Raw genomic sequence first — 23,735 nt, 5'->3', positions numbered from 1 at the left:
TGGACGCGGTCGAAGTCACGACGCCGGTGGAAGCCGGCCCGTCACGGGGCCGGCGGCCGCTGGCCCTGCTGCGCCAGCAGGCTGGCGAGCAGCCCGTCGAGCTTGTCGTCCGACAACTCGCCGACCATGCGGCGCAGCCCCTCGCGCTCGTCGGCGAGCTGCTTGCGCCGGTCCTGATCGGCGGAGATCAGCGTGGCCAGGTGCTCCACCGTCGGGGAGGCGAAGAGCTTCTGCATGACGATCTCGACGCCGTACCGCTCCTGCATCCGCACCACGAGCTGCGCGGCCCGGATCGAGTGGCCGCCCAGCTCGAAGAAGTCGTCGTGCAGACCGACCCGGTCGATCTCCAGGAACTCCTCGACGTCCTTGGTGATCTCGATCTCCAGCGCCGTGCGCGGTGCGACGTAGGCGACGTCGGTGCGGCGCACGTTGCCGGCCGGCGCCGGCAGCGCGTTGAGGTCGACCTTGCCGGTGCCGGTCACCGGCAGCTCGGGAAGCACCACGAACCGGTCCGGCACCATGTACGCCGGCAGCGCGTCGCGCAGGTGCCGGCGTACGGTCGGCACCAGGTCGGTATCCGGGTCGCCGGGCCGGGCCCGCCGCACCAGGTACGCCACCAGGAGCTGGTCGTCGGTCGACGGGTCGGGGAACACGGTGACCGCGGCCTGGGCCACCGCCGGGTGCCGTTCGGCGACCGAGGCGATCTCGCCCAGCTCGATCCGGAAACCGCGGACCTTGACCTGCTCGTCGCGCCGGCCGGCGAACTGCAGCGTGCCGTCCGGCCGGTAGCGGGCGAAGTCGCCGGTGCGGTACATCCGGGCGCCGGGCTCGCCGGCCGGGTCCGGCACGAACCGGTCGGCGGTCAGGCCGGGCCGGTTGGCGTAGCCGCGGGCCGGCGCGACCCCGCCGACGCAGACCTCGCCCACCGCGCCGATCGGGACCGGTTGCATGTCCTCGTCCAGCAGGTGACAGGTGACGTTGCGGACCGGGCGGCCCAGCGACACCGGCCCGTCCGGGTCGAGCCGGGTGACGGTGACCCAGACGGTGGCCTCGGTGGGGCCGTACTGGGTCCACGCCGAGCGCTGGGTGGTGGCCAGGTAGTGGGCCAGGTCGTCGCCGACCCGCTCGCCGCCGACGAGGGCGTCGATGTGGACCTGCTCGGTGGCGCCGCGCAGGAGCTGCCAGACGGTGGCGGTGCCGGAGATCGTGGTAACCGCGCCGGCCCGCAGGGCGTTGGCCAGCCGGTTGCCGTCGACCATGTCCTCGGCGTCGACGAGGTGGACGGTGCCGCCGACCGACAGCGGCCCGAACAGTTCGGCGACCGAGGCGTCGAACGCGGGCGAGGCGATCGCGCCGAGCACGGTCCGCTCGTCGAAGCCGTGTTCCTCGGCGAGCGAGACCAGGTAGTTGACCGCGGACCGGTGGGTGACCGCGACGCCCTTCGGCCGGCCGGTCGAGCCCGAGGTGTAGATCAGGTAGGCCAGCGCGTCCGGGTCGACCGCCGGCGGCTCCCAGGTGTCGGGCGCGTCCGCGCCGGCGTCCGATTCCGGCCCGGCAAGTTCCGCGCCGGGGTTCGGCTCCGGCCAGAGCAGTACGGTCAGCTCCCGGCCGGTCTCCGCGGTGATCCGGGCCGCCTCGTCGGTGCTCGCGCAGACCAGCACCGTCGCCCCGGCGTCGTCGAGGGCGGCGGCGAGCCGGCCGGGCCGGTACGCCGGGTCCAGCGGCAGGTAGCAGCCGCCGGCACGCAGCACGCCGAGGGCGGCGCTGACCAGGCCGGCGCCGCGTTCCAGGCAGACCGCGACCGGGGTCTCGGCCCGTACGCCGGCCGCGGCGAGCCGGGCGGCCAGCCGGTCGGCGGTCCGGGCCAGCCCGGCGTAGTCGAGGGTGCCCCCGACCCCGGTGACCGCGGTCGCGTCGGGCCGGGCGCGTACCTGCCCGGCGACCAGTTCGGTGATCGTCCCGGCCGGCGCGGGCCGGCTCGGTCCGGCCGACCAGCGGGCCAGCACCGCGCGCTCGTCCGGCGGCAGCAGCGTCTGCTCGGCCAGCGGCAGGTCGGGGTGGGCGACCAGGTCGGCGACAGCGGCGGTGAGCCGGGCGGCCAGCCGGTCGGCGGTGACCGCCTCGAACAGGTCGGTGCGGAAGACCAGCCCGCCGTGCAGGGTCGGCTGGTCCCACATGTGCAGTTCGAGGTCGGCCCGGCTGGTCCGCCAGCCGAGCTGGATCGGCTCGGCGGCGAGGCCGCCGAAGTCGCGTACCGGGCCGCCGGGCTGCAGCACGAAGGTGACCGGCAGCGGCCCGGCGTGGGCGGCGCTGCGTGGCAGGTTCAGGTCGGCGACCACCTGGTCGAAGGGCAGCCGCTGGTGGGCCAGGGCGGCCAGCGTGTTCAGGCGTACCGAGGCGAGCAGGTCGCGGAACGTGGCGCCGGCGGTCACCTCGTTGCGCAGCGCCACCGTGTTGGTGAAGTTGCCGAGCATGCCGTGGGTCTGCCCGAGTTCGCGGCCGGTGACCGCGCCGCCGACGACGATGTCGCGCTGCCCGGTCCAGCGGTTCAGCACCACGGTCAGGGCGGCCAGCAGCACGTGGTACGGGGTGGCGTCCTGGGCCCGCGCGAGGTCGCGTACGGCCCGGTCGACCGGCTCCGGCAGGCTGACCGGGCGCCAGTCGCCGGCGTAGCCGAACTCCGGCGGGCGGGGCAGGTCGGTGGGGAGTTCGGGGGCGCGCATCCCGGCCAGCCGGTCGCGCCAGTAGTCGCGTTCGGTCGACAGGTCGCCGGCGGTGTCGTGCTGCCAGGCGGCGAAGTCGGCGAACCGGGGGCCGGGCGCGGGGGCGGCGGGTGCGGTACCGGCGAGCCGGGACCGGTAGTGCCGGGACAGTTCGCGCAGCGCGACGCCGAGCGCCCAGCCGTCGGCGATGACGTGGTGCACCACCAGCAGCATCAGGTCGGTGTCGGGCAGCCGGTAGACGACCAGCCGGGCCAGCGGCCCGGTGGCGAGGTCCATCGGGGTGTCGGCCGCCTCGCGGGCCTGCTCCAGCGCCTGCGCGCGGGCCCGGTCGGCGGGCAGGTCGGTCAGGTCGACCCATTCGGCGACGGGGCGGGCCTCGTCGCGGATCACCTGCCGCGCCTCACCCTCGACGGTCGCCACGACCGTACGCAGGACGTCGTGCCGCTCGACCAGGTCGGTCAGCGCGGCGTCCAGCGCGGTCGGGTCGAGCCGGCCGTCGAGGGCGACGCAGTGGCTCAGGTTGAAGGCGGCGGAGCCGGGCAACAGCCGGTCCAGGAACCACAGGCGGTGCTGGGCCGGAGTCAGCGGTGCCGGCCCGGTCCCGAACGCCGGGATGGTCGGCTCCGCGGCGGCCGGGGTGCCGGCCACCGACTCACCGGCGCGCCAGCGGCGCAGCAGCTCGGCCTTTGCCGCCGACAGCTTCGGGCCGGCTTCGGGATTGCTCATTACCTGCCTCCGCAAGTGGTTCCGGGATCGGGGATTCAGGCGCCCATGCGCTGCCGGAGCGACTTCGGGCGCAGGTCGGTCCAGACCTCGTCGACGTGCGCCAGGCAGGCGCCGCGCGGCCCGGTGAACCCGGTCTCCCGCCAGCCGGCGGGCAGGGTACGGCCGGCCGGCCAGACCGAGTACTGCTCCTCGTCGTTGACCACGACGGCGAACGTGGACAGGTCGGTGTCGGTGCTCATCGGTGCGTCTCCTCGGGGGTACGGCGGTCGGGGTGACCGCGCGCTGCCGGTCTTGGGGCGTTGGCGGGTGACGGTGGCGCCTCCCCGGGTGGGGTACGGGGAGGCGCCACCGGGTCACCGCCGCCGGGGGAACGCCTCCGGCGGGTCGAGCTGGCCGTGGCGGACCAGGTAGGCGAGGCAGTCGTGCATGTACTTCTCGTCCAGCGGGGCGGGCTTGTAGCCGGTGCCCTTGATGCCGTCGAGGAGGTTGATGCACTCCGACCGGTTGTCGATGGCGTCCTCGGTCTCCATCGACATCTCCAGTCCGGCGTCACCGCTGGTGTAGAGCAGCAGGACGGGGACCATCGGGTAGATCGGGTGGTCCGGACCCGCGTTGATCGCCAGCTGGACGGCCTCGTCGAAGTCGACGGTGTCGAACTTGTAGCCGAACGACTGGATCCAGGGGAACAGCGCGTTGTGCGGGATCGCCTCGGTGTTCCAGAGGTGGTAGATGTTGCCGAGCGACGCCTCCTGCCGCGACACGTGCACCATCGCGGCGCTGGCGTAGTCGAGGGTGATGGCGTTCATCGACTCCGGGTAGTCGGGCAGGATGCCGAACTCCAGGAAGCCGCGCAGTGCGGTGAGCACGTAGTTCTGCGCGTGGCAGGCACCGGTCTTCGGGTGCCCCATCATGATCGACGGCCGGTAGATGCTGACCGGCAGGCCGCGCTGCTTGGCCTTCATGATGATCTTCTCGCTGACCCACTTGCTCTGCGGGTAGCTGAAGGGCACCTGCGGCGGACGGCTCGGCAGCTCCCGCTCGAGGAACGGCCGGTTCATGTGACCGGCGATGAAGACGTCGATGGTGGAGACGAAGTGCACCTGCTTGGCCTTGTAGCGCGAGGCCAGCCGGAGCATCTCGACCGTGCCGTCCACGTTGGGCGCCTTCAGTGCCGAGTACGGCATCGAGAAGTTGACCAGCGCGCCGTTGTGGTAGATGACGTCGATCAGCTTGGCCAGGTCGTCGAAGATCGACGGCGACAGGCCGAAGAGCGGCTTGCCGAGGTCGCCGACGACCGCCTTGACCCGGCGCTCGAACCGGTCGTCCCACGGCACCTCGTAGTGGGCGCAGGTCTCCTTGAGCCGCCGGATCGCCCCCGGTACGTCCCGGGCCCGGACCAGGCAGTAGATGTCGGCCTCGGTCTGGTCGATGAGCTGGTCGAGCAGGAAGACGCCGAAGTAGCCGGTGGCGCCGGTGAGCAGGATCGCCTTCGGGGCGAAGAAGTCCGCCTGCGCCAGGTTCTCGCCGGTGATCGTCTCGTCCAGCTCCGACTCGCGGTCGAGGTCGTCGGCCGCGTCCCGGGTGGCCTTCAGACCCTCGAAGCCCTCCCGCTCGTAGAGCTCGACGCGGGCCGCCACCCCGGCGACGGTCGGCGTGCTGAACAGCGCGTGCAGCGGCAGTTCCAGGCCGTACGCCTTGGACAGCCGGGCACCGACCCGGGAGAGCTGGAGCGAGCTGCCGCCGAACGAGAAGAAGTCGTCGTGCAGGCCGACCCGGGCGACACCGAGCGCCTCGGAGAAGACGTCGGCGATCTCCTTCTCGATCCGCCGGCGCGGCACCTCGCCGCTGGGCAGCGAGATCGGCGTGGCGACCGGGTCGGGCAGGGCCCGGCGGTCGACCTTGCCGTGCGCGTTGAGCGGGAACTCCTCGCAGACCACGATCTGGCCCGGCACCATGTAGTGCGGCAGTTGCCGCTTGAGGTGCGCGACCAGGTCGGTCTCCGACGGCGGCGCGGCCGCGTCGGCCGGGATGATCCAGGCGATCAGGTCGGCGTCGTCGCCGGTCGGGTGGCGGCGGGCGTCGGCGACCGCGCTGAGCACCCCCTCGTGGCCCTGGAGCACGTTCTCGATCTCGCCGAGTTCGATCCGGAAGCCGCGGATCTTCACCTGGGTGTCGACCCGGCCGAGGAACTCCAGCCGGCCGTCCGGCAGGTGCCGGGCCAGGTCGCCGGTGCGGTAGATGCGGGCGCCGGGGGTGCTGGCGAACGGGTCGGGTCCGAACCGGTCGGCGGTCGCGCCGGCCTGGCCGAGGTAGCCCCGGGCCAGCCCGTCACCGGCGACGTAGATCTCGCCGGGCACGCCGACCGGCACCGGGTTGAGCTGCTCGTCGAGCAGGTAGACCCGGGTGTTGTTGATCGGCCGCCCGATCGGGACGCTCGCGCCGTCCTCCTCCGCAGTGGAGAGCTGGGCGGTCGCCCAGACGGTGACCTCGGTGGGACCGTAGTCGTTGTAGAGGTGCGCCCACGGCAGGGTCTTGTAGTGGTCCACGGCGAGCTGCGCCGGGAAGACGTCACCACCGGCCGAGATGTCCTTCAGCGAGATCAGCTGACGGCCGCCGGCGGCGAGCAGGAGCTGGTAGTACGACGGCATGTGGGTGATGTGGGTGACCCGCTCGTGCTGCACCAGCCGGGCCAGCAGCGCCGGGTTGCGCACCTGGTCCTCGCTGGGCAGCACCACCCGGCCGCCGCTGGTCAGCGTCCAGTAGAGGCCGGCCGCCGAGGCGTCGAACGACAGGGCCACCGGGATCGCGTACGCCTCGGGCGCCTCGCGGCCGAAGCCGCTGCGGGCCAGCGTCGAGTTGACGATCTGCCGGTGCGGCACGACGACGCCCTTCGGGCGGCCGGTCGAGCCGGAGGTGTAGATGACGTACGCGACGTTGTCGGCGTCGACCAGCTTCGGCAGCGCCTCGTCGGATTCCGCGTCGACGTCGGCGGAGTCCGGGCGGACCCACACGTCGCTCGCCTCCTGGTGGAACGCGGCCTGGTCGTCGGCGGCGACCATCACCCGGATGCCGGCGTCGGCCAGCAGCGAGCTGAGCCGGTCGGCGGGCTGGTCCGGATCGATCGGCACGTAGCCGCCGCCGGCCTTCATCACGCCGAGGAACGCGACGACCGTGCCGATCTTCCGGCTCGCGGTCACCCCGACCAGCGTCTCCGGGCCGACCCCGAGGGCGCGCAGCCGCCGGGCCAGCCGGTTCGACCACGTGTCCAGCTCCTGGTAGGTGATCCGGTCCGAGCCGGCCATGACCGCCAGCGCGTCCGGCGTACGGGCGGCCTGTGCGGTGATCAGGTCGTGCAGCAGGGCGTCGCGGGGGTAGTCGACCGCGGTGTCGTTCCACTCCGTGAGCACCTTGGCCGTCTCGGCCTCCGACAGCATCGGCAGGCTGGCGCAGCCCCGGTCCGGCTCGGCCAGCGCCCGGGTGAGCAGCGTGGTCAGGTGCTCCAGGAACAGGCCGATGGTCTCGGACTTGAACAGCTCGGCGTTGTACTCGCCGTGCAGCAGCGTCCGGCCGTCCTCGGTGTGGCGCAGGTAGACGGTCAGGTCGAAGGCGGCCAGGCCGCTGTCGACGTCCGCCAGCCGCCAGCTCGCACCACCGATCTCGCGGGTGTCGAACTTCGGCTGGCTGTCGACGAACCGGATCTGGTGCAGCGGCGAGCGGCTGAAGTCGGCCTCCGGGCGCAGCTTCGCCACGACCTGCTCGAACGGCAGTTGCTGGTGCGCCCGGGCCTGCTCGGTGTTGGCGTGCACCTGGTCGACGAGCTGGCGCAGCGTCGTGTCGGCGCCGACCTCGCTGCGTACGACGACGGTGTTCTCCAGGGTGCCGAGCGTGTTGGCGAGTTCGGCGTCGTCGCGGCCGGCGACCGGGATGCCGATGGCGATGTCCTTCTCGCGGGTGTAGCGGGCCACGACGGCGAGCAGGCCGGCCATCGCCACCGACGACAGGTCGGTGCCCTGCGCCGCGGCGAGTTCGCGGGCGGCGGCGACCAGTTCCGGGCCCAGCTCCACGGTGCTGCGGGCACCCTTGAGCAGCGGCATCCGGTCGAGCGGACGCGGGTGGTCGATCGGCAGGTCGAGGTTCGGCACGGCGGCCAGCCGCCGGGTCCAGAACTCCATCTCGCGGCGGGCCGCGGCGGTGCCGAGCCAGCTCCGCTGCCGGTCGACGACCGCGGTGACCGACGCCGCCACCGGCGCCTCCGCCGGTTCACGGCCGGCCGACAGCGCGTCGTACGCCTCGGCGAGCTGGCCGAGCAGCAGGTCTGCGGTCACCTCGTCGGCGATCATCTGGTGCGCGGTGAGCTGCACCTCGTGGTGGTCGGCGGTGCGCCGTACGACGGCGACCCGGGCCAGCGGGGCGACGTCCAGGTCGAAGGGGCGGCCCGCCTCCCGGACCCGCACCTTGTGCAGCGCCTCCTCCGCCGGCTCGGCGGTTCCGTCGCCGACCTCGAACGTGGCGATGCCGGGCCGTACGGCGCCGGCGTCGGCGAGCGCGGCCACCGGCCGGCCCTCCACGCTGACGAAACTCGTGCGTAGTTGCTCATGCCTGTCGACCAGCAGGTTGAAGGCCTGCTCCAACCGGCTGACGTCCAGTTCGCCCGTCACGTCGACGGTGCGTACGACATGGGTGGGGACCTGTGGCGAGACCTGGTGCAACACCCAGTACCGACGCTGCGGGGGCAGCAGTCGCTCACCTTCCCGGTTGCCGTCCTGGCCGAGCAACTGGGCCAGGAGAGCACGCTTCTCCTCATCGGACAGCTCTGCTACCTGTTCGCGGACACTCGACACCGTGTGCTCCGTCCTCTCTCGATCCAGGGCTCCAATAACTGAGCGGATCAACGCGGATTACACGTTAACGAGTCGATCGGAAAACAAGCTGATGCTTGATAGATTTCTTGCTGACTCTCTGCCTGGCCACTTCGTTTCCGGAACACCGCGCGACGGCCGGACCGTTCGCTTTCAGGAATTAGAAAGATCTGTCAGATCCGCTTGACCCGTTTGCGCACCGGGCCGAAGAATCCAGTTACGCCTCGCCCAGGTAGACAATCGATTCGCATTATCCGGCTCAGTCGTCAGGGGCGAAGTGCCGTAACGCGTGGGCGCGTCCCTGGCTTTCCCCGGTCCGCCATCGCGAAAGGAGGGAAGGCCATGCGTTACCTGCACTGAAACTAGGGTAGTGCGCCGTGGCCCGGCCGGCGTGGCCGGGCCACGGCCCACTCGATCGCACGCACCACTTCTCGGCCACGGAAACTTCTCACCGGCCGCCCCGCCGGCCAGATCGGCAGACCGAAGTGAGCTCCCAGAAGGAAATCTTCAATCCGCTCGACCCGCACACGATCCGCGACCCGTACCCGGTCTACCGACAGCTACGCGAAACGGATCCGGTGCACTGGCACGAGCAGTTGGGCGCCTGGATCCTGACCCGGCACGCCGACTGCCTCGAGGCGCTGAAGAATTCGGCCGTCTTCGCGGCGGATTTCCGCAAGGTCGGGATTCCCACCCCGGGGCCGTTGCTGAGCCTGCAAACCCTCGACCCGCCGGACCAGACCCCGCTGCGCCATTTCGCCGTCGACGCGCTGCGCTCCCAGGACCTCGGCGCCCTGGAACGCAACGCGGTCGAACGCGCCGAGCGGCTGCTCGACGACCTGGCCGGACGCGACAGCATCGACTTCGTCAGCGACTACGCCACCCCCTTCACCCTGGGCACCATCTCCGATCTCGTCGGGATGCCGCCGCCGGAGAAGGACGAGGAGTGGCGGCAGCGCAACGACGAGCTGCACCGCAGCATGGACGCCGGCCTCGACCCCAACAGCGAGGAGGCCGGTCTCACCGCCCGGCAGCACTTCAGCGACTTCGTCGCGCGCTGGCTGGCCACCGGACCCGCCGACGGGATCTCCGGGTACGTCGCCACCAACCGCGCCAAGGTCGACTACCCGGACGCCGTGCTCTTCAACTCGCTGCGGGCCTTCTGGCACGCCGGCTTCGAGGTACCGGCCCGGTTCCTCGGCAACGCCCTGACCACCTTGCTCGCCAACCCCGACGCGCTCGAACGGATGTGGTCGGACGTCGACACCGGTGTCGAGGAACTGGTCCGGTTCTCCGGCCCGGTCCACGTCGTCAGCCGGGTCTGCACCGAGGACACCACGCTGGGCGGTGCCCGGCTGCGCAAGGGCGACATGGTCGTCATCGTTCTGGCGGCCGCCAACCGCGACCCGGCGCGCTTCGACCGGCCCGAGGAACTGGTGATGGACCGGGCGCCGAACCCGCACCTCGGCTTCGGCCGCGGCACCCACTCCTGCCTCGGCAACATCATCGCCCGGATCGAGGGACGGGTCGCCCTGACCGCGGTCCTCAAGCGCTACCCCGATCTGCGGGTCAGCGGCGAGACGCACTTCTGGGAGAACGCCACGCTGCGTGGCCACTCCAGCATCCCGCTGAGCCTGACCGGTGCGGTGCCGGTCGGAAGCTGAGACGTCGGTTCAGATTTCGGCGGGGACGGGCCTCAGGCGCGTCCCCGCCTCTGCGATGAGGAGCAGTGTCATGGTCGACCCGGCCGAGCCCGCCCCGTCCGGCGGCGTACCGCTGCTGGTGGTCGGTTATCCGGTGCAGTGGGAACGGGCCCGCTTCGACGCGTCGACCCGCGCGGTGTGGGCCAGCGCCGAGGCCAGCCTCGGCATGCTGATGGACGCCATGCAGCGCGGCGGCAACAGCACCGAGGTCGCCCGGCGCTTCGAGTTCGCCGTGGACAGCACCGCCGCGCTGGCCGCCCGGCTCGACGCGATCGCCCCGGTCGAGGAGCCGTGGCGGTTGCCGCCCCCGGTCCCGGTGCACTCCGACTACTTCCGGGTCCGGCACACCCCGCTGACACCGCACCAGCAGGCCGCGCAGACCGCCGTGGCGGTGTTCCGTACGCTCGCCGACCTCCGCCTCACCATGCTGGAGATCAACGACGTGCTCGCCGAGGTCGCCAGCATGTCGCTGCTCTTCCGGCTGCTGCGGCCGGCGTCGGCCGGCGGGACGAACGGCTCGACCCCCGACGGCCCCCCGGTCGACGTACCGGCCGGACCACCGCCGACCCAGCCGGCGGCGCCGAACGGTTCCGCCGGCACGGCGACGCCGAACGGTACGGCCGCCGGCACGGCGGCGCCAGACGGTACGGCCGCCGACATGGCGGCGCCAGACAACCTGGCGGAGTCTGCCGCGGCGTACCGGCCGGACGGGGACTGGATGGACCGCTGGTTCCTGGTCCACCACTACTACTTCGTGCTCAACGTCTACGCCGCCGCGCTGATCCACCGGGCGGTGGAGCACACCCGGGCCGGCGCGGACGGGCCCGCGGCGGCCGCCCTGGCCGACGCCGCCGTCCTGATCCGCGGCTTCACCGCCGCGATGATCCACAGTGGTGCGATGCCGGCGAAGTACTACCAGGACGTGGTCCGCCCGACCATGTCGCCGCCGTACGTGCCGATCAACCTCACCGGCGTCATGCAGATCGAGCACCGCCGCTACCGGGCCGCGGTCGAGGAACTGATCACCGCCGTGCCCGAGCCGTACGCCGACCTGATGCTGACCCGCCCCGAGCTGGCCGACGCCCGCGACGAGGTGCTGGAGGCCGACCTGCTCGACCTCGAACGGCACATCACGCTCGCGGCAGTGCTGGTCGGCGGGGAACGGTCCCTGGTCCAGCCCGGTACGACGACCCAGAACGCGACGAGCACCCTGCGGAAGATGCGCCACATGAGGGCCGCCAACTACTGCCCGCTGATGCAGTTCGGCGACCGGTGGCTGACCCGGATGTCGCGCTGACCCGCCGATTGGAGTCGCTATGACCATCCAGCCCGCGCTCGCCCCCAGGGAACTGGACGAGCCCCTGGAAGTCGATCCGGCCGACTGGTCGAAGCCGGACGTCTACCAGCTCATCACCTCGCTGGTGGTGCCCCGGCCGATCGCCTGGATCTCCACGGTGTCGCCCGCCGGCCGGCGCAACCTCGCCCCGTACTCGTACTTCAGCCTGGTCGCCGACCACCCGCCGCACGTCGCGTTCAGCTCCATCGGCGAGAAGGACACGCTGCGCAACATCCGGGCCACCGGCCAGTTCGTGGTGAACCTGGCCGACCAGGGGCTGCTGGAGCAGCTCGACAACTCCGGCGCACACTTCGGCCCCGACCAGGACGAGTTTCTTGAGGTGGGGGTGACCCCCGTGCCGTCGGTCCGGGTCCGGCCGCCCCGGGTCCGGGAGGCGAAGGCGCACATGGAGTGCGAGGTCGCCGGTATCCACCCGGTCGGCAACGGCAACCTGGTGCTGGGCCGGGTCGTGCACGTGCACGTGGAGCCGGGCGTGTGGCGCGACGGCCGGGTCGACAGCACGCTGATGGATCCGGTGCTGCGGCTCTCCCGCTGCTACGGCCGGCTCAGCCCGGAGGTCACCGCGGAGGAGGAGCCCGCCCCGCACGTGTTCACCTGACCGTACGACGAAGGTGGGGTGGTCACCGAGGTGACCACCCCACCTTTTCGCGTGTGTGGTGCCGTCAGTCGGCCGGGCCGGCCGGGGCCGGGGCCGGGCTGACCGGTGCCGGCGGCGCCGGCTGGCGGGGCAGGGCCAGCACGCAGATCGCCACGAGGGCGGGCAGCACCAGCGCGGACAGGAAGCCGGTCCGGTAGCCGGCCATGGCCGCCTCCGCCGACTCCGGCCCGCCGTTGGCCACGATCACCCGTACGACGATCAGGTTGAGGACGGCCAGCACGACGACGCCACCCATCTGCTGCGCCGTGGAGAGCAGCCCGGAGGCGAGACCCTGCTGCTCGTTGGCGACCCCGGTGGTCGCGACGAACATCGCCGGCGCGAAGCCGAGGCCGCCGCCGATGCCGAAGACGACCAGGCCGGGTACGACGTTCAGCAGGAAGCTGCCGTCGGCGGGGGCACTGGCCAGCAGGAGCATGCCGAGCGCGTTCAGTGCCGCGGACACCAGCAGGACGGCCTTCACCCCGAACTTCGCGACGGCGGCGCCCGACTTCAGCGCCACGATCGTGATGACCGCCGAGACGGGTGCGAACGACAGGCCGGCCACCAGTGCCGACGCGCCGAGCACCTGTTGCATGACCAGGGCGGCGAAGAACACGGTGCCCATGGTGGCGCCGGCCGAGGCGAAGCAGATGACGTTGCCGAGGCTGACGTGCCGGTTGCTGAAGAGGCCGAGCGGGACGATCGGGTTCGCCACCCGCCGTTCCACGAGCAGGAAGACGACCAGTACGGCGAGCCCGGCGAGCGCGCTCACCGCGACGAACGGGCCGAAGCCGTTGGCGGCCTGCCCGGCCGCGGCGACGAGCAGCACCATGCCGCCGGTGAGCAGGCCGGCGCCGGTCAGGTCGGTGCGGCCCTGGGACTGGCCGGGGCGGTCGGCGGCGACCTGGCGCAGCACGGCGAAGACCACCAGCGCGGCGAACGGCAGGTTGATCAGGAAGATCAGCCGCCACGAGGCCAGGTCGGTGAGGACACCGCCGAGCAGCTGCCCGACGACGCCACCGCCGGCGGAGACGGCGCCCCACATGCCCAGTGCCTTGGCCCGGCCGGCGCCCTCGCCGAAGCTCGTCATCACCAGCGACAGCGCGGCGGGCGAGATCATCGCCGCGCCGATGCCCTGCAGCGCCCGGGAGACGAAGAGCGTCCAGCCGTTGACGGCGATGCCGCAGCCGAGCGAGCCGAGGGCGAACACCGCGAGGCCGATCAGCACCATCCGCCGGGCACCGAGGAGGTCGGCGAGCCGCCCGGCGACGACCAGGAAGCCGCCGAAGGTCAGCGAGTAGGCGGTGCCGATCCACATCAGGTCGCCGGGCGCGATGCCGAGGTCGCCCTGGACGGTGGGCATCGCCACCGCGACCACGGCGACGTCGAGGATGAGCATGAACTGGGCCAGGCAGAGCACCCAGAGCAGCAGCCCGCCGCCGCCGCCAGAATCGGTGTCGGTTGCCCCGGACGGTGCGGTGCCACCCGTGGGGGGTTTGGTGACCTCTGCGCTCATCGGTAGTCCTCCGGATCGACGTCCTTGCGACCGTTCTCGAAGACGTCGACGCGGTACTTCCCCCAGTCGGGGCGGGACCCGTCGACGTCGGTGAACCCGTATTCGTTGGCGAGCTGCCACGAGGACAGCACCTGCCCGTTCCACCGGGCGACCTTCTCGTCGCCGGCCAGTGCGGCCACCGCCCGGCCGACGTAGTGCGGGGTCTCGGAGATGGCGAAGTGGGGGTCCTTCCTCGCCGCGTCCCGCCAGTTGCCCTCGGCGACGCCGAAACCCTCGAGCATCGCCTCGGAGCGCAGGAAGCCGGGCGTCAGCGAGACCGCGGTGACCCCGTGCTTGCCGAGGTCCTCGCCCAGCACCTTGCCGAGACGGCGGACGCTGGCCTTGACCACGTCGTAGAACAGCGAGCCGTAGTAGTCCTCACGGTCGCCGTCGGTGATCTCGACGAGGAGTCCGCCCCGGTCGATGAGCAGCGGGACGAGGCGGTGCAGCGACACCAGGTGGCTCTGCACGCCGTTGCGCCAGGCGGTCAGCGACCGGTCGAGGTCGTGCTCCCAGAACGGCTTGCCCCACTCGACCAGCGGGTCGCCGCCCCAGACGTCGTTGACCAGGATGTCGAGCCGCCCGTCGACCTCGGACCGGATCCGGTCGCGCAGCGCGTCGACCTCCGCCGGTTCGCAGAAGTCGACGCGGACCGGAATGCCGCGCCCGCCGGCCCGGTCGACCAGTTCGGCGGTCTCCTCGATCGTCTCCGGCCGGTTCATCGCCGACGGCGCCTGCCGGGTCGACCGCCCGGCGACGAACACCGTCGCACCGGCCGCTCCCAACTCCACCGCGATGCCCCGGCCGGCGCCCCTCGTCGCACCCGCGACGACGGCGACCCTGCCCGCCAGCGTCCTGTCCACCAACGACCTGCCCTCCAACGATCGGCACGCCCCCGGCCGGTCGCGCGGGCGGACCACGTGCCGTCCGGCCACCGACCGTCCACCGTGCCCGGTCTGGCCGCGCCCCGTGACGCACCCACGCGGATCGGCCGGACGTGCGCCCGGCGACTTTCTGATCTGCTCCTCAAAGGGGTAGTTAGTCAATCACAGAAATGATTCAGGTAGAACCATGACGTGACGGTCGCCGGACCGATCCAGCCGTTGCCGGCAGCGCGACCGCGGCTGGCCGGGCGAATCGGGACCACCGCGTACGCCGGGACCGGCAGCTACAGGTTTTCGCGGTGAAGATCATGACGGGAACGCCGCCGCCGCCCGGACCAGTTCGTCCGGCACCGGGACCGGCACCGGATGCGGCTCGGCCCGGCGCAGGCAACCGACGGTCTGCCGGCCGACGGCCACCGTCTCGTCACCGCGGCGAAACCTGAAGTCCATCGCGATCCGGTTGCCGCCGGTGTCGCGCAGGGTCATCTGCACCTCCACCAGGTCGAGCCCGAAGCACTCGGCGTAGTAGTCCATCCCGCAGGAGATGGTGACCAGGGCGAGTTCCCCGGACTTCAGCGCGGCCATCACCCCGGGGGCGTGGTCGACCAGGAAGCGTTCCCGGCAGTGCCCCTGCCAGTGCAGGTAGTGGGCGAAGTAGACGTTGCCCACCAGGTTCGTCTCGTCGAGGGTCACCAGGTGCCGGTAGACGTACACGGACATGTCATGTCACCTTCCCTCCACGGCCACCGCGACCGCCGCGATCGCCGGCCGGTCGGCGCCGACCAGCGACATCCGCGCGGTCAGCACCTGCGTGCCGTTCGCCCGCAGTACGACGGTGCCGGGGTCGACCACGATGTCGACGCGCAGCGGCTGGTCGTGCGTACCGCCGGTGAGCTGGCGCAGGGCGGCCCAGGCGGAGGTGACGCGCCCGAGCGCCTGCGCGAAGGGTTCGTCGGCCTTGTCCGCGACGTCCCGGGCGAGCTGGTGCTGCCACCCCTCCCCCTCGCCGGCCGGGGCGCCGTCGGTGGCCGGTACCTCGTCGGTGGCCCACCGCCATTCCAGGCCGACCGGTCCGCCGGCGACCGCGCCGAGCACTCCCGGGACGCCGGCGCCGGACGGTGCCGAGGACAGGTCGACGGTGTCCGCGACCCCGCACTCGATGAGCCGGCGGGCCAGGTACGGGCCGACCGCCGCCACCGGCAGCGGACCGGGCCGGGGCCGGCCCACCGCGCGCAGCCGCAGCCCCTCCCAGGCGGCGACCGCCCGGCCGGCGGCGTCCCGGGCCTCGACGTCGTAGACGTAGTCGTCGGCGGTGTGCCGGCGCTCGACGGCGGTCACCAGGACCGGGCCGTCCGGGCGGTGCCACACGGTGAACCGGTCCACCCCCACCGGCAGCGCCCGCCGGTGCGGTACGCAGGCGAGCAGCACGTGGATGCTGGCGTCGTGCAGGCCGGGGTCGCCGAGCAGCAACTCGTCGCCGTGGAACGCGGAGAACCAGCGGCCCGCCTGGTCGGCGCCCACCCAGGCCCGTACCTCGAACGCGGACAGCCGGTCGTAGCCGACCAGACGGCGGAACCGTCCGCTGTGGAACAGCAGGTCGCCGTAGAAGGGGTGCGGCGCCGCACCGGCCGGTGCCGGCCCGACCTCGGCGTCGGGCGGCGCGGCCGGCGGCAGCGGGTCGACGGTTCCCCGGAAGCGGTCGGCGGCGAAGCCGTCGCTGTCGTCGCGCAGTGTCACGGTGACGGCGTCGGGGTTCGTCGCCGCGCCGACGGCCGAGCAGCGCAGTGCCCGCTCCGCCCGCTCCGGAACGGTGATCGGGGCGGCGAACTCCGCGTCGCACACCGACCAGACCGGCCGCGGCCCCCGCAGCGACCGGGCGCTCTGCGCCATCGCCTCGAGGCCGAGCACGGCCGGGAAGACCGCCGTACCGTCCAGCCGGTGGTCGTCGAGGTAGGGGTCGGCGCCGAGCGAGAGCGAGTTCTCCAGCACCACCTCCACCCCGGGCAGCAGGTCGCGGCGGCTCTCGGCGAACCGGAGCGCGGGCACCTCGACGGTCGCGGTGGCGAACGTCGGCATCGCCGGGAACCGGCTGGTGACCGTCACCGTGACCGGGGCGCCGGGATCGCCGACCAGGTCGAGCAGGACGGCGCAGCCGTCGGCCGGGAGGATGGGCGCCACGCCCCGCCGGGCGAGGCTGTCGACGGCGCCCAGCCGGACCCCCATGCCGAGGTCCGACCAGACCGACCACTCCAGCACCAGGGCGCGGCGGTCCGGGTGCGCGGCGGCCCACCGCTCGACGAGCAGCCGCATCCAGTCGTTGGCGACGCAGTACTCCGGCTGCCCGGTCAGCCCGCACCGGCCGATGATCGAGCCGAAGCCGACGACCAGCCGCAGGTCGGGGCCGGCGGCGTCGAGCAGGTGCCGCAGGCCGTCGACCTTGGGGCGCAGCACCCGGTGCAGCGACGCCGCGTCCACGTCCGGCATCGGGCGGGGCTCGTTGATCCCGGCGCCGTGCACGATGCCGGCGACGACCCCGTCGGCCGCCGCCGCGGCCAGCGTCCGCCGTACCTGGTCGGCGTCGGTGACGTCGCAACTGACGTACGTCGCCGGGGCGCGGCGGCGCAGGCGGTCCAGGCCGGCCACGACGGCCGGGGCGTCGGCGGCGGTGCGGCCGAGCACGAGCAGCCGGCAGCCGCTGCGTTCGGCCAGCACCGACGCGGCCTCGGCGGTGATGCCGTCGACCCCGCCGGTGACCAGCAGCACGTCGCCGGGGCGCAGCGGCGCGTCGCCGCCCTCGCCGGTGGCCCGGACCGAGGTCTCGACCCGGTGCCGGCTCCCGTCGGACCCGATCCGCAGTTCCTGGTAGCCGTCGGCGACCAGGTCGGGCAGGTCGTCGGGCCGGGCGTCGGCCGGCAGCTCGACCACGGTGGCGTGGCATCCGTACTCGGCGACCGCGCTGCGGGCGACGGCCGCGGCGGCGGGATGGCCGTGGTGCGTCACGAGCAGCCGTTCCGGCCGCTCCCGGCCGATCCGGGCCAGTAGTTCGGCGACCGGCCCGGCCAGGTGGTCGCTCGGCACGCCGGGATCGACCTCGGGCAGCGCCACGGCCAGCCCGGTCGCCGGTACGTCGTCCGGCGCGGCCAGCCGCTCGGCCAGCCAGTGCCCGTCCGGCGCGACGACCCGCCAGGCGACGGTGGGCGCGGGCCGGTCCGGCGTCCGGTGTTCGACGAGGCGGTGGGCGAAGACCCGGGGGCCGGGCGGCGGCTCCGGCGGGGCGTCGGGCGCCGCCACGGGCGCTGCCGGCCGGTCGGCGCTGGCGAGCACCTCCGCCGCCTGCGCGACGGTGGCGCCGGCCAGCAGCACCGGGGTGAGCTTCACGTCGCGGCCGAGCATCCGGGCCACCTCGCTCACCGTGTGCACCACCTGCAGTGAGCTGAGGTGCAGGTCGCCGAGGAGGTCGGCGGTCGGCCGGATGGCGGCGACCGGCAGCTCCAGCGTACGGGCGAGGTGTTCGCGCAGGACGGTCAGCGGCTCGCCGCCGGTGGTGACCGGTGCGGCGGCCTCGGCGACGGGCGCGGCGGCCGGCGCGGACGCGACGGCGCGGGCCGGTGGGCGTAGGTCGGCGACCTCGTCGACCGGCAGCGTCTCGCACGGGTTGGTGAGCAGTTCGACCGGCTGCCCGGCGGTCATCAGCCGGTAGCCCCGGCCGGCGAAGTACGGGCCGAGGTCGGCGGCGCCGGCGGCGGCGAGTACGGCGGTCGCCATGGCGTGCTGGCGCTGCCCGCCGCCGCAGTCGAGGCTGACGGCCGGCAGCGGCACCCCGCAGTCGGGGGCCAGCCGGGTCAGGATGGTGCCCGGTCCGGTCTCGACGAGCAGGTCGCACCGGCCGGCCAGGTCCCGCACCGCGGCCAGGAAGTCGACCGGCCGGGTCAGCTGCTCCACCAGCAGGGCGGCGAGGTCGGTGGCCGGGGTGAGCGGGGCGCCGGTGGTGGTGGACACCACCGTCGCGCGTGGCTCGCCGAAGGTGAAGCCGCTGAGCGCGAACCGGAGCGGGTCGGCGACCGGTTCCATGGCCGGGCTGTGGAAGCCGTGCGAGACGGCGAGTTCGACGCCGGTGACGCCCGCGGCGGCGGCCCGGCGCAGCACCTCGCGCACCCGCGGGACCGGGCCGGCGACCGTCGTCTGGTGGGCGCCGTTGCGGCCGGAGACGACCACGCCGGTGCCGTCGAGCAGGGCGGCGGCCCGGTCGGCGTCGGTGGCCAGGTTGGCCATGCCGGTGCCGGGCCGGCCGTAGTCGGCCATCAGCCGCCCGCGTACGGCGGCGAGCCGCAGCCCGTCGACCGGGTCGAGGGCACCGGCGTGGACCAGTGCGGTGATCTCGCCGAGGCTGTGCCCGACGGCGGCGACCGGCCGGCAGCCGAGCGCGTGCAGCCAGGCCAGGCCGGCGAGGCTCTGCCGGACGATCGCCGGCTGGGCCACCTGGGTCGCGGCGTCGCCGTCGCGCAGCTCGACCCCGTCGGGGACCACCGGCACGCCGGGCCGGTCCAGCCAGTACGGCAGCCGGGCGCGGACCGGCGCGGCCTGGCCGGGGAACAGCAGGCCGACCCGGGCCGGCGCGCCGACACCGACCGCGCACCCGGCCCGCTCGTCGATGCCGACCGCGACGGGTTCGGCCAGGAGTTCCCGGGCCCGGCGGGCGGCGGCGGCGAGCTGGTCGGGCCGGGCGGCGACCAGTGCCGCGCGGGCCGGGCCGTGGTCGCCGGTGTGGTGGCAGGTGGCGGCCAGGTCGTGCAGTTCGGCGACGCTGAGCCGGTCGGCCTGGGCGGCCAGCAGGTCGAGCCGGTCGGCGAGGTCGGCCCGGTCGCGGCCGTGCAGCAGCACGATGTCGTACTCCGGCACCGGGGCCGCCCAGCGGGCGACGGCGGGTGCCGGCAGCGGGGCGCCGCTGCCGGCTCCGCGCAGGACCAGATGGGTGTTGATCCCGCCGAAGCCCATGGACGAGACGCCGGCGACCGGCTCCGGGTCGGTCCACGGTTGCGGCTCGGCGAGGATCCGGACCGGTACGCCGGGTCCGCGCAGCAGGTCGTGCGGCTCCTCGCAGCCGGTGGTGGGCGGCAGGATCCGGTGGTACGTCGCCAGTGCCGCCTTGATCAGGCCGGCGACGCCGGCGGCGGCCTTGGTGTGGCCGATGTTGGCCTTGATGCTGCCGAAGGCGGCCGGGGTGCCGGCGCGTTCCAGCACCTGGCGCAGCACCCGCATCTCGACCTGGTCGCCGACGGCGGTGCCGGTCCCGTGCCCCTCGATCAGGCCGACCGCGGCCGGGTCGACGCCGGCCATCCGGTAGGCGCGGGCCAGCGCCCGGGTCTGGCCGCTCACCTCGGGCCGGGTGAGGCCGCCGGAGCCGTCGGAGGAGGTGCCCCAGCCGACGATCGTGGCGTACGTGCGCAGGCCGAGCCGGTCGGCGTGGGAGGCCCGCATCAGCGCGACCATCCCGCAGCCCTCGCCGGGCAGGAATCCGGTCGGGTTGGCGTCGTAGACCCGCATCTCGTCGACGGCGAGCGCGCCGACCCGGGCGAAGCCGACGAGTTCGAGCGGGTCGAGGCTGAGGTCGACGCCGCCGGCGATGGCCAGGTCGAGTTCGTGGTCGCGCAGGGCCCGGCAGGCGGTCATGACCGCGAGCAGGCTGGACGAGCAGGCACCGTCGACGGTGTAGCCGGTGCCGTGGAAGTCGAAGTGGTTGCAGATCCGGCCGGCGATGGTGTTGGACAGGGCCCCGGCCAGGGTCTCGTCGTTGGGCGCGGCGAAGGCGTCGCCGACGAGTTGTTCGAGTTCGCCGAGGGTGGCGGTGACCCGGTCGGGTTCGATCCCGCTGCGGCGCATGGCCAGGGCGCTGGCGTCGCGCAGGAACGGCAGCCGGGCGCGTACCGTGGCGGCCCGGCTGAACTCCCCGGTCAGCGAGTTGCCGAGCACGACCCCGACCAGGTCGCGGTCGACCCCGGCCCGGTCGAGGTCGGGTCCGGACAGGCCGGCGTCGGAGAGCACCTCGGCGGCGGTCTGGAGGGCCAGCCAGTGGCTGAGGTCCGCCGACCGGTACAGCGGTCCGGGAATCCCGAACCGCTGCCGGTCGAACGACCAGTCCCGCAGGAGACCGGCGTGGGTCACGTACGTCGTGTCCGCCTCGTCCGGGGTGCCCCGGTAGCCGGCACCGAGCCGCTGTTCCGGCAGTCGCCGGAAGGCTCGGCGCCGGCCGAGGACGGTCTGCCACAACTGTCCGGCGTCGGTGGCGTCGGGGTAGTGGCAGGCCATCCCCACGATGGCGATCGGTTCGGTACTCATTTCGGCGGTCCGGCCACTGTCTTCGCGGGCTCGGCCACCGGGGCGGCGGGGGTGGTGCCGGCCGTGGCGGTGGCGGTTGCGGTCGTGGCGGCCTCGGCCGCCCGCCGGTTGGACTCCCGGCGGGCCGGACTGAACAGGAGGATCAGGCCGCGCAGGATGCAGGTGATGACGAGGGCGAAGAAGAGTCCGAAGGAGACCTCGGCGAGGACCAGGATCGAGTAGGTCGCGGCGGCGGTCAGCCCGAAGATCACCTGGCCGCGCCGGGATCTGGGCGTGGTGCCGGGGTCGGTGATCATGTAGTTGGTGAACAGGATGAAGGCGAAGCCGGTCATCGGCAGCAGCGCGCCGACCAGCGAGTGGTCGAGAAACAGCCAGCGCAGGAACGCCTGGGCCGCGAAGCCGAGGACCCAGGCCATGATCAGCGGGATCTTCTTGGTCAGCCCGGCGTTGAGCATCGTCCCGGCGCCGAGCACCGCGAGCGGGAGCAGCCAGTCCAGCGTGTCGGAGATGTTGTTGGTGAAGTGGTACGGCGGGGCGATGCCGACCCACGGGAAGACCACCAGGGTCAGCGCGATACCGGCGTTGGACGGGTTGAGCATGTGCCGCAGCCGGCCGTTCTCGCGCAGCCGGATGACGTACTTGCTGGCGTTGGCGGCGGTGACCGCGAACAGGTAGGGCCAGATCGACTCGTGGCCCCACAGCAGCATGGCGCAGGCGAGCCCGGCGATGTGCGCCGGCAGCAGGAACGTCACCAGGTTGCCGGTGCCGCCGGTGAACTCCGGCACCCGGCCGTGTGCCCTGCTGTCGACCCATTCCATCAGCAGGGCGGTCGTGTAGCTGCCGAGCAGCGCGAGGATCGGGGTGATCGGCGACTGCTCGAAGCCGAGGAAGAGGTGCCCGACGATGTTGAACACGGTGATGGAGAGCGCGAACCGTTGCAGCGCCTTGACCCGGGGCGGGGTCGGTGGCTTGGCCGCCGCGGCGGCGGGTTCGGTGGTGGTGCCGCCGACCGGCTCCGGCCTGTCGGCCGGCGTACTGGTGGGGGGTGCGGCCGTCGTCGTCATCGCAGTTCCGCCGTTCCGTTCGGGGTGAGCAGAATCGTGTGCCGGCCGGCGGTCAGCTGGACGTCGGCCCGGTGCACCGTGGTGCCGGCCCGCCAGGTGATGGTCGCCCGGGTCGCGCCGGTCGACGGCAGGGCCATGGAGACCTCGGCGGCGGAGACGCCGGCGTGCCCGTTGGCCGGGAAGAACTGGGTCCGGCGGACGCCCTCCGGGTCGTGCACCTCGATCTTGGCGCCGATCGCCGGGCGGGTGCCGGCACCGGCCGGCATCTCCAACCGCAGGAACGCGCCCGGCCCGGCCGGCCCCTCGTTGATCAGGACCCGGGAGTCCTCCCACTGGTTGGCCACCAGCATGTCGAGCTTCCCGTCGCCGTTGACGTCGCCGAACGCGAATCCCCGGGACACGTCCTGCGCGCCGAGGCCCACGTCCTTGGCCAGGTCGGTGTAGCGGCCGTCGGACCCGCGTACCCAGAAGGGGTTGTGCTGGTGCCCGGACAGGTCGTCGCCGGGGCCGAACACCGGCCAGGACACCGGGAAGCGGGTCAGGCCGTCGTTGCCCATCGCCAGTTCCTGCAGCAGCGGCCAGCGGTTGACCTCGCCCTTGATGAAGCCGGTCGCCTGGACCAGTTCGTCGACGCCGTCGTTGTCGAAGTCGCCGGACTTGACGTCCCAGCCCCAGCCGGACCGGGACAGGCCGAGCCGTTCGCTGTCGTTGCGGAACGGCACCTTGCCGCGCAGCAGGTCCTCACCCTTGCCGTCGGGCACGAAGGCGAAGTTGCTCTCGTGCAGTCCGAAGGGGTGGGTGATGTTGCTGACGACCATCATCGGCAGTTCGCTGCCCCGGTCGTAGGTGTAGGTGATGCCCATGCCCTTGAAGGAGTCCCGGCCGAGCACCAGCGACTTCGGGGTGACCATGTCCCGGTCGCCGATCACGGCCTCGAACCGGGCCTTGCCGGGCGTGGAGTGGTTGACCAGCAGGTGGTCGGGGCCGAAGTCGTTGGCGAGGTAGGCCTCCGGCAGGTGGTCGCCGGTGAGGTCCTGGAAGCCGATCGCAAGGGTCCACGAGGTGCCGGCCCGCTCCGGGATGGCGGTGGAGGCGTCGGTCAGCAGGGGCAGGGTGTCCGGCTGGCCGGTCGGCCGGGCCAGGAAAAGACGGTTCATGCCGGCGTTCGCGGCCAGCGCCATCGAGTCCTGCATCGCGATGCGGGCCTCGTTGGTGATGGCGGGGTCGAGGACCTTGCCCTCGTCCGGGAAGTAGTTGGCCACCATCACGTCGAGGTGGCCGTCCCCGTCGACGTCGGCGACGTTGAGGCCGGTGGAGTTCCAGACCTGCATCGGCACGACCATCTCGACGGCCCGGAAGGTGGCCGCGGTCGGGGTCGTGGCGGGGCCGGCCGTGTTGACGAACAGCACCGGCGTGCGGCCCCAGTAGTAGACGATGATGTCCTGGTCGCCGTCCTCGTCGAGGTCCGCCGGCACGCAGCCCATCGGCGCCATCGTGGCGTCGTACGGCAGCCCGGTCGGGAGCAGTTCGACCGGGGCGTACGCCGGCCCGCCCGCGCCGGGCACCGGCCGCACCGTGACCGAGTCGTCGCGGGGGTCGACCAGGCAGGCGTCGGTGGCCCGGCCCTGCCCGGTCAGGTCGACCAGGCCGACGGCCGCGCCGACGGCCGAGATCCAGGCCCGCAGCCCCCACAACGCGGGCGCGACCGGCCGCATGTACCGCGCGTCGGGCGGGGTGGAGTTGAGGTTCTGTACGGCGAACCCGAAGCGCTCCACCGTCCGGGCGCGTTCGGCGTCACCGAGCGCTGGTCGGCTGACCAGCAACCCGAGCGCGACGCACAGCACCACCCCCAACACCGGGGCAAGCGCAAGCCGTAGGGCTTTCGGCATGT

General features: G+C 73.1%; 12 protein-coding genes. 3 read left to right on the top strand and 9 right to left on the bottom strand.

Annotation, left to right across the window (positions count from 1 at the left end):
• Positions 1 to 41 precede the first annotated feature (41 nt).
• The 3 genes from AB0M79_RS26450 to AB0M79_RS26440 form a co-directional block, all read right to left on the bottom strand.
• Positions 42 to 3,449 carry an amino acid adenylation domain-containing protein gene (locus AB0M79_RS26450; protein WP_364218376.1) on the bottom strand — a complete coding sequence of 1,136 codons (3,408 nt, stop codon included), beginning with the start codon at positions 3,447 to 3,449 and terminating at the stop codon, positions 42 to 44.
• 35 nt (positions 3,450 to 3,484) lie between these two features.
• Positions 3,485 to 3,688, bottom strand: a complete 204-nt coding sequence (locus AB0M79_RS26445; protein ID WP_212826898.1) for an MbtH family NRPS accessory protein — start codon at positions 3,686 to 3,688, stop codon at positions 3,485 to 3,487.
• Positions 3,689 to 3,802: 114 nt separating this feature from the next.
• The gene (locus AB0M79_RS26440) at positions 3,803 to 8,290 is read right to left on the bottom strand and encodes an amino acid adenylation domain-containing protein (RefSeq protein ID WP_364218373.1); all 4,488 of its coding nucleotides are present in this window, start codon (positions 8,288 to 8,290) and stop codon (positions 3,803 to 3,805) included.
• Positions 8,291 to 8,793: 503 nt separating this feature from the next.
• On the opposite strand from AB0M79_RS26440, the gene AB0M79_RS26435 reads away from it, so the two are divergent.
• The 3 genes from AB0M79_RS26435 (at position 8,794) to AB0M79_RS26425 (ending at position 11,966) form a co-directional block, all read left to right on the top strand.
• Positions 8,794 to 9,972 (top strand): cytochrome P450, encoded by a 1,179-nt coding sequence (locus AB0M79_RS26435; protein WP_364218371.1) that lies wholly within the window; start codon positions 8,794 to 8,796, stop codon positions 9,970 to 9,972.
• A gap of 70 nt (positions 9,973 to 10,042) precedes the next feature.
• Positions 10,043 to 11,308 carry a hypothetical protein gene (locus AB0M79_RS26430; protein ID WP_364218369.1) on the top strand — a complete coding sequence of 422 codons (1,266 nt, stop codon included), beginning with the start codon at positions 10,043 to 10,045 and terminating at the stop codon, positions 11,306 to 11,308.
• 19 nt (positions 11,309 to 11,327) lie between these two features.
• Positions 11,328 to 11,966 (top strand): flavin reductase family protein, encoded by a 639-nt coding sequence (locus tag AB0M79_RS26425; RefSeq protein ID WP_364218367.1) that lies wholly within the window; start codon positions 11,328 to 11,330, stop codon positions 11,964 to 11,966.
• Positions 11,967 to 12,030: 64 nt separating this feature from the next.
• Here AB0M79_RS26425 and AB0M79_RS26420 read toward each other — a convergent pair whose 3' ends face one another.
• The 6 genes from AB0M79_RS26420 to AB0M79_RS26395 form a co-directional block, all read right to left on the bottom strand.
• Positions 12,031 to 13,521 carry an MFS transporter gene (locus AB0M79_RS26420; RefSeq protein ID WP_364218365.1) on the bottom strand — a complete coding sequence of 497 codons (1,491 nt, stop codon included), beginning with the start codon at positions 13,519 to 13,521 and terminating at the stop codon, positions 12,031 to 12,033.
• The gene (locus AB0M79_RS26415; RefSeq protein ID WP_364218363.1) at positions 13,518 to 14,426 is read right to left on the bottom strand and encodes an SDR family oxidoreductase; all 909 of its coding nucleotides are present in this window, start codon (positions 14,424 to 14,426) and stop codon (positions 13,518 to 13,520) included. Before AB0M79_RS26415 ends, AB0M79_RS26420 begins: the two co-directional genes overlap by 4 nt.
• A gap of 324 nt (positions 14,427 to 14,750) precedes the next feature.
• The gene (locus AB0M79_RS26410; protein WP_357533057.1) at positions 14,751 to 15,164 is read right to left on the bottom strand and encodes an acyl-CoA thioesterase; all 414 of its coding nucleotides are present in this window, start codon (positions 15,162 to 15,164) and stop codon (positions 14,751 to 14,753) included.
• 6 nt (positions 15,165 to 15,170) lie between these two features.
• Positions 15,171 to 20,780 carry an SDR family NAD(P)-dependent oxidoreductase gene (locus AB0M79_RS26405; RefSeq protein WP_364218360.1) on the bottom strand — a complete coding sequence of 1,870 codons (5,610 nt, stop codon included), beginning with the start codon at positions 20,778 to 20,780 and terminating at the stop codon, positions 15,171 to 15,173.
• A complete protein-coding gene (locus AB0M79_RS26400) occupies positions 20,777 to 21,844 on the bottom strand; it encodes an enediyne biosynthesis protein UnbU (protein ID WP_364218359.1) in 1,068 nt (355 codons plus the stop codon). Before AB0M79_RS26400 ends, AB0M79_RS26405 begins: the two co-directional genes overlap by 4 nt.
• Complete coding sequence (locus AB0M79_RS26395; RefSeq protein ID WP_364218357.1) at positions 21,841 to 23,733, bottom strand: VCBS repeat-containing protein; 1,893 nt, start codon at positions 23,731 to 23,733, stop codon at positions 21,841 to 21,843. The genes AB0M79_RS26400 and AB0M79_RS26395 overlap by 4 nt, the downstream gene beginning before the upstream one ends.
• Positions 23,734 to 23,735 lie beyond the last annotated feature (2 nt).

Source organism: Polymorphospora sp. NPDC051019, from assembly GCF_040683055.1.
In the GTDB taxonomy this organism is placed as follows: Bacteria; Actinomycetota; Actinomycetes; order Mycobacteriales; family Micromonosporaceae; genus Polymorphospora; species Polymorphospora lycopeni.
This window is presented reverse-complemented; position numbering and strand designations above follow the sequence as displayed.

Bases quoted from the DNA above. Each gene is read 5' to 3' on its own strand.
- AB0M79_RS26450 (WP_364218376.1), bottom strand. From the start codon at position 3,449: ATGAGCAATCCCGAAGCCGGCCCGAAGCTGTCGGCGGCAAAGGCCGAG.
- AB0M79_RS26445 (WP_212826898.1), bottom strand. From the start codon at position 3,688: ATGAGCACCGACACCGACCTGTCCACGTTCGCCGTCGTGGTCAACGAC.
- AB0M79_RS26430 (WP_364218369.1), top strand. From the start codon at position 10,043: ATGGTCGACCCGGCCGAGCCCGCCCCGTCCGGCGGCGTACCGCTGCTG.
- AB0M79_RS26425 (WP_364218367.1), top strand. From the start codon at position 11,328: ATGACCATCCAGCCCGCGCTCGCCCCCAGGGAACTGGACGAGCCCCTG.
- AB0M79_RS26420 (WP_364218365.1), bottom strand. From the start codon at position 13,521: ATGAGCGCAGAGGTCACCAAACCCCCCACGGGTGGCACCGCACCGTCC.
- AB0M79_RS26410 (WP_357533057.1), bottom strand. From the start codon at position 15,164: ATGTCCGTGTACGTCTACCGGCACCTGGTGACCCTCGACGAGACGAAC.
- AB0M79_RS26405 (WP_364218360.1), bottom strand. From the start codon at position 20,780: ATGAGTACCGAACCGATCGCCATCGTGGGGATGGCCTGCCACTACCCC.
- AB0M79_RS26400 (WP_364218359.1), bottom strand. From the start codon at position 21,844: ATGACGACGACGGCCGCACCCCCCACCAGTACGCCGGCCGACAGGCCG.
- AB0M79_RS26395 (WP_364218357.1), bottom strand. From the start codon at position 23,733: ATGCCGAAAGCCCTACGGCTTGCGCTTGCCCCGGTGTTGGGGGTGGTG.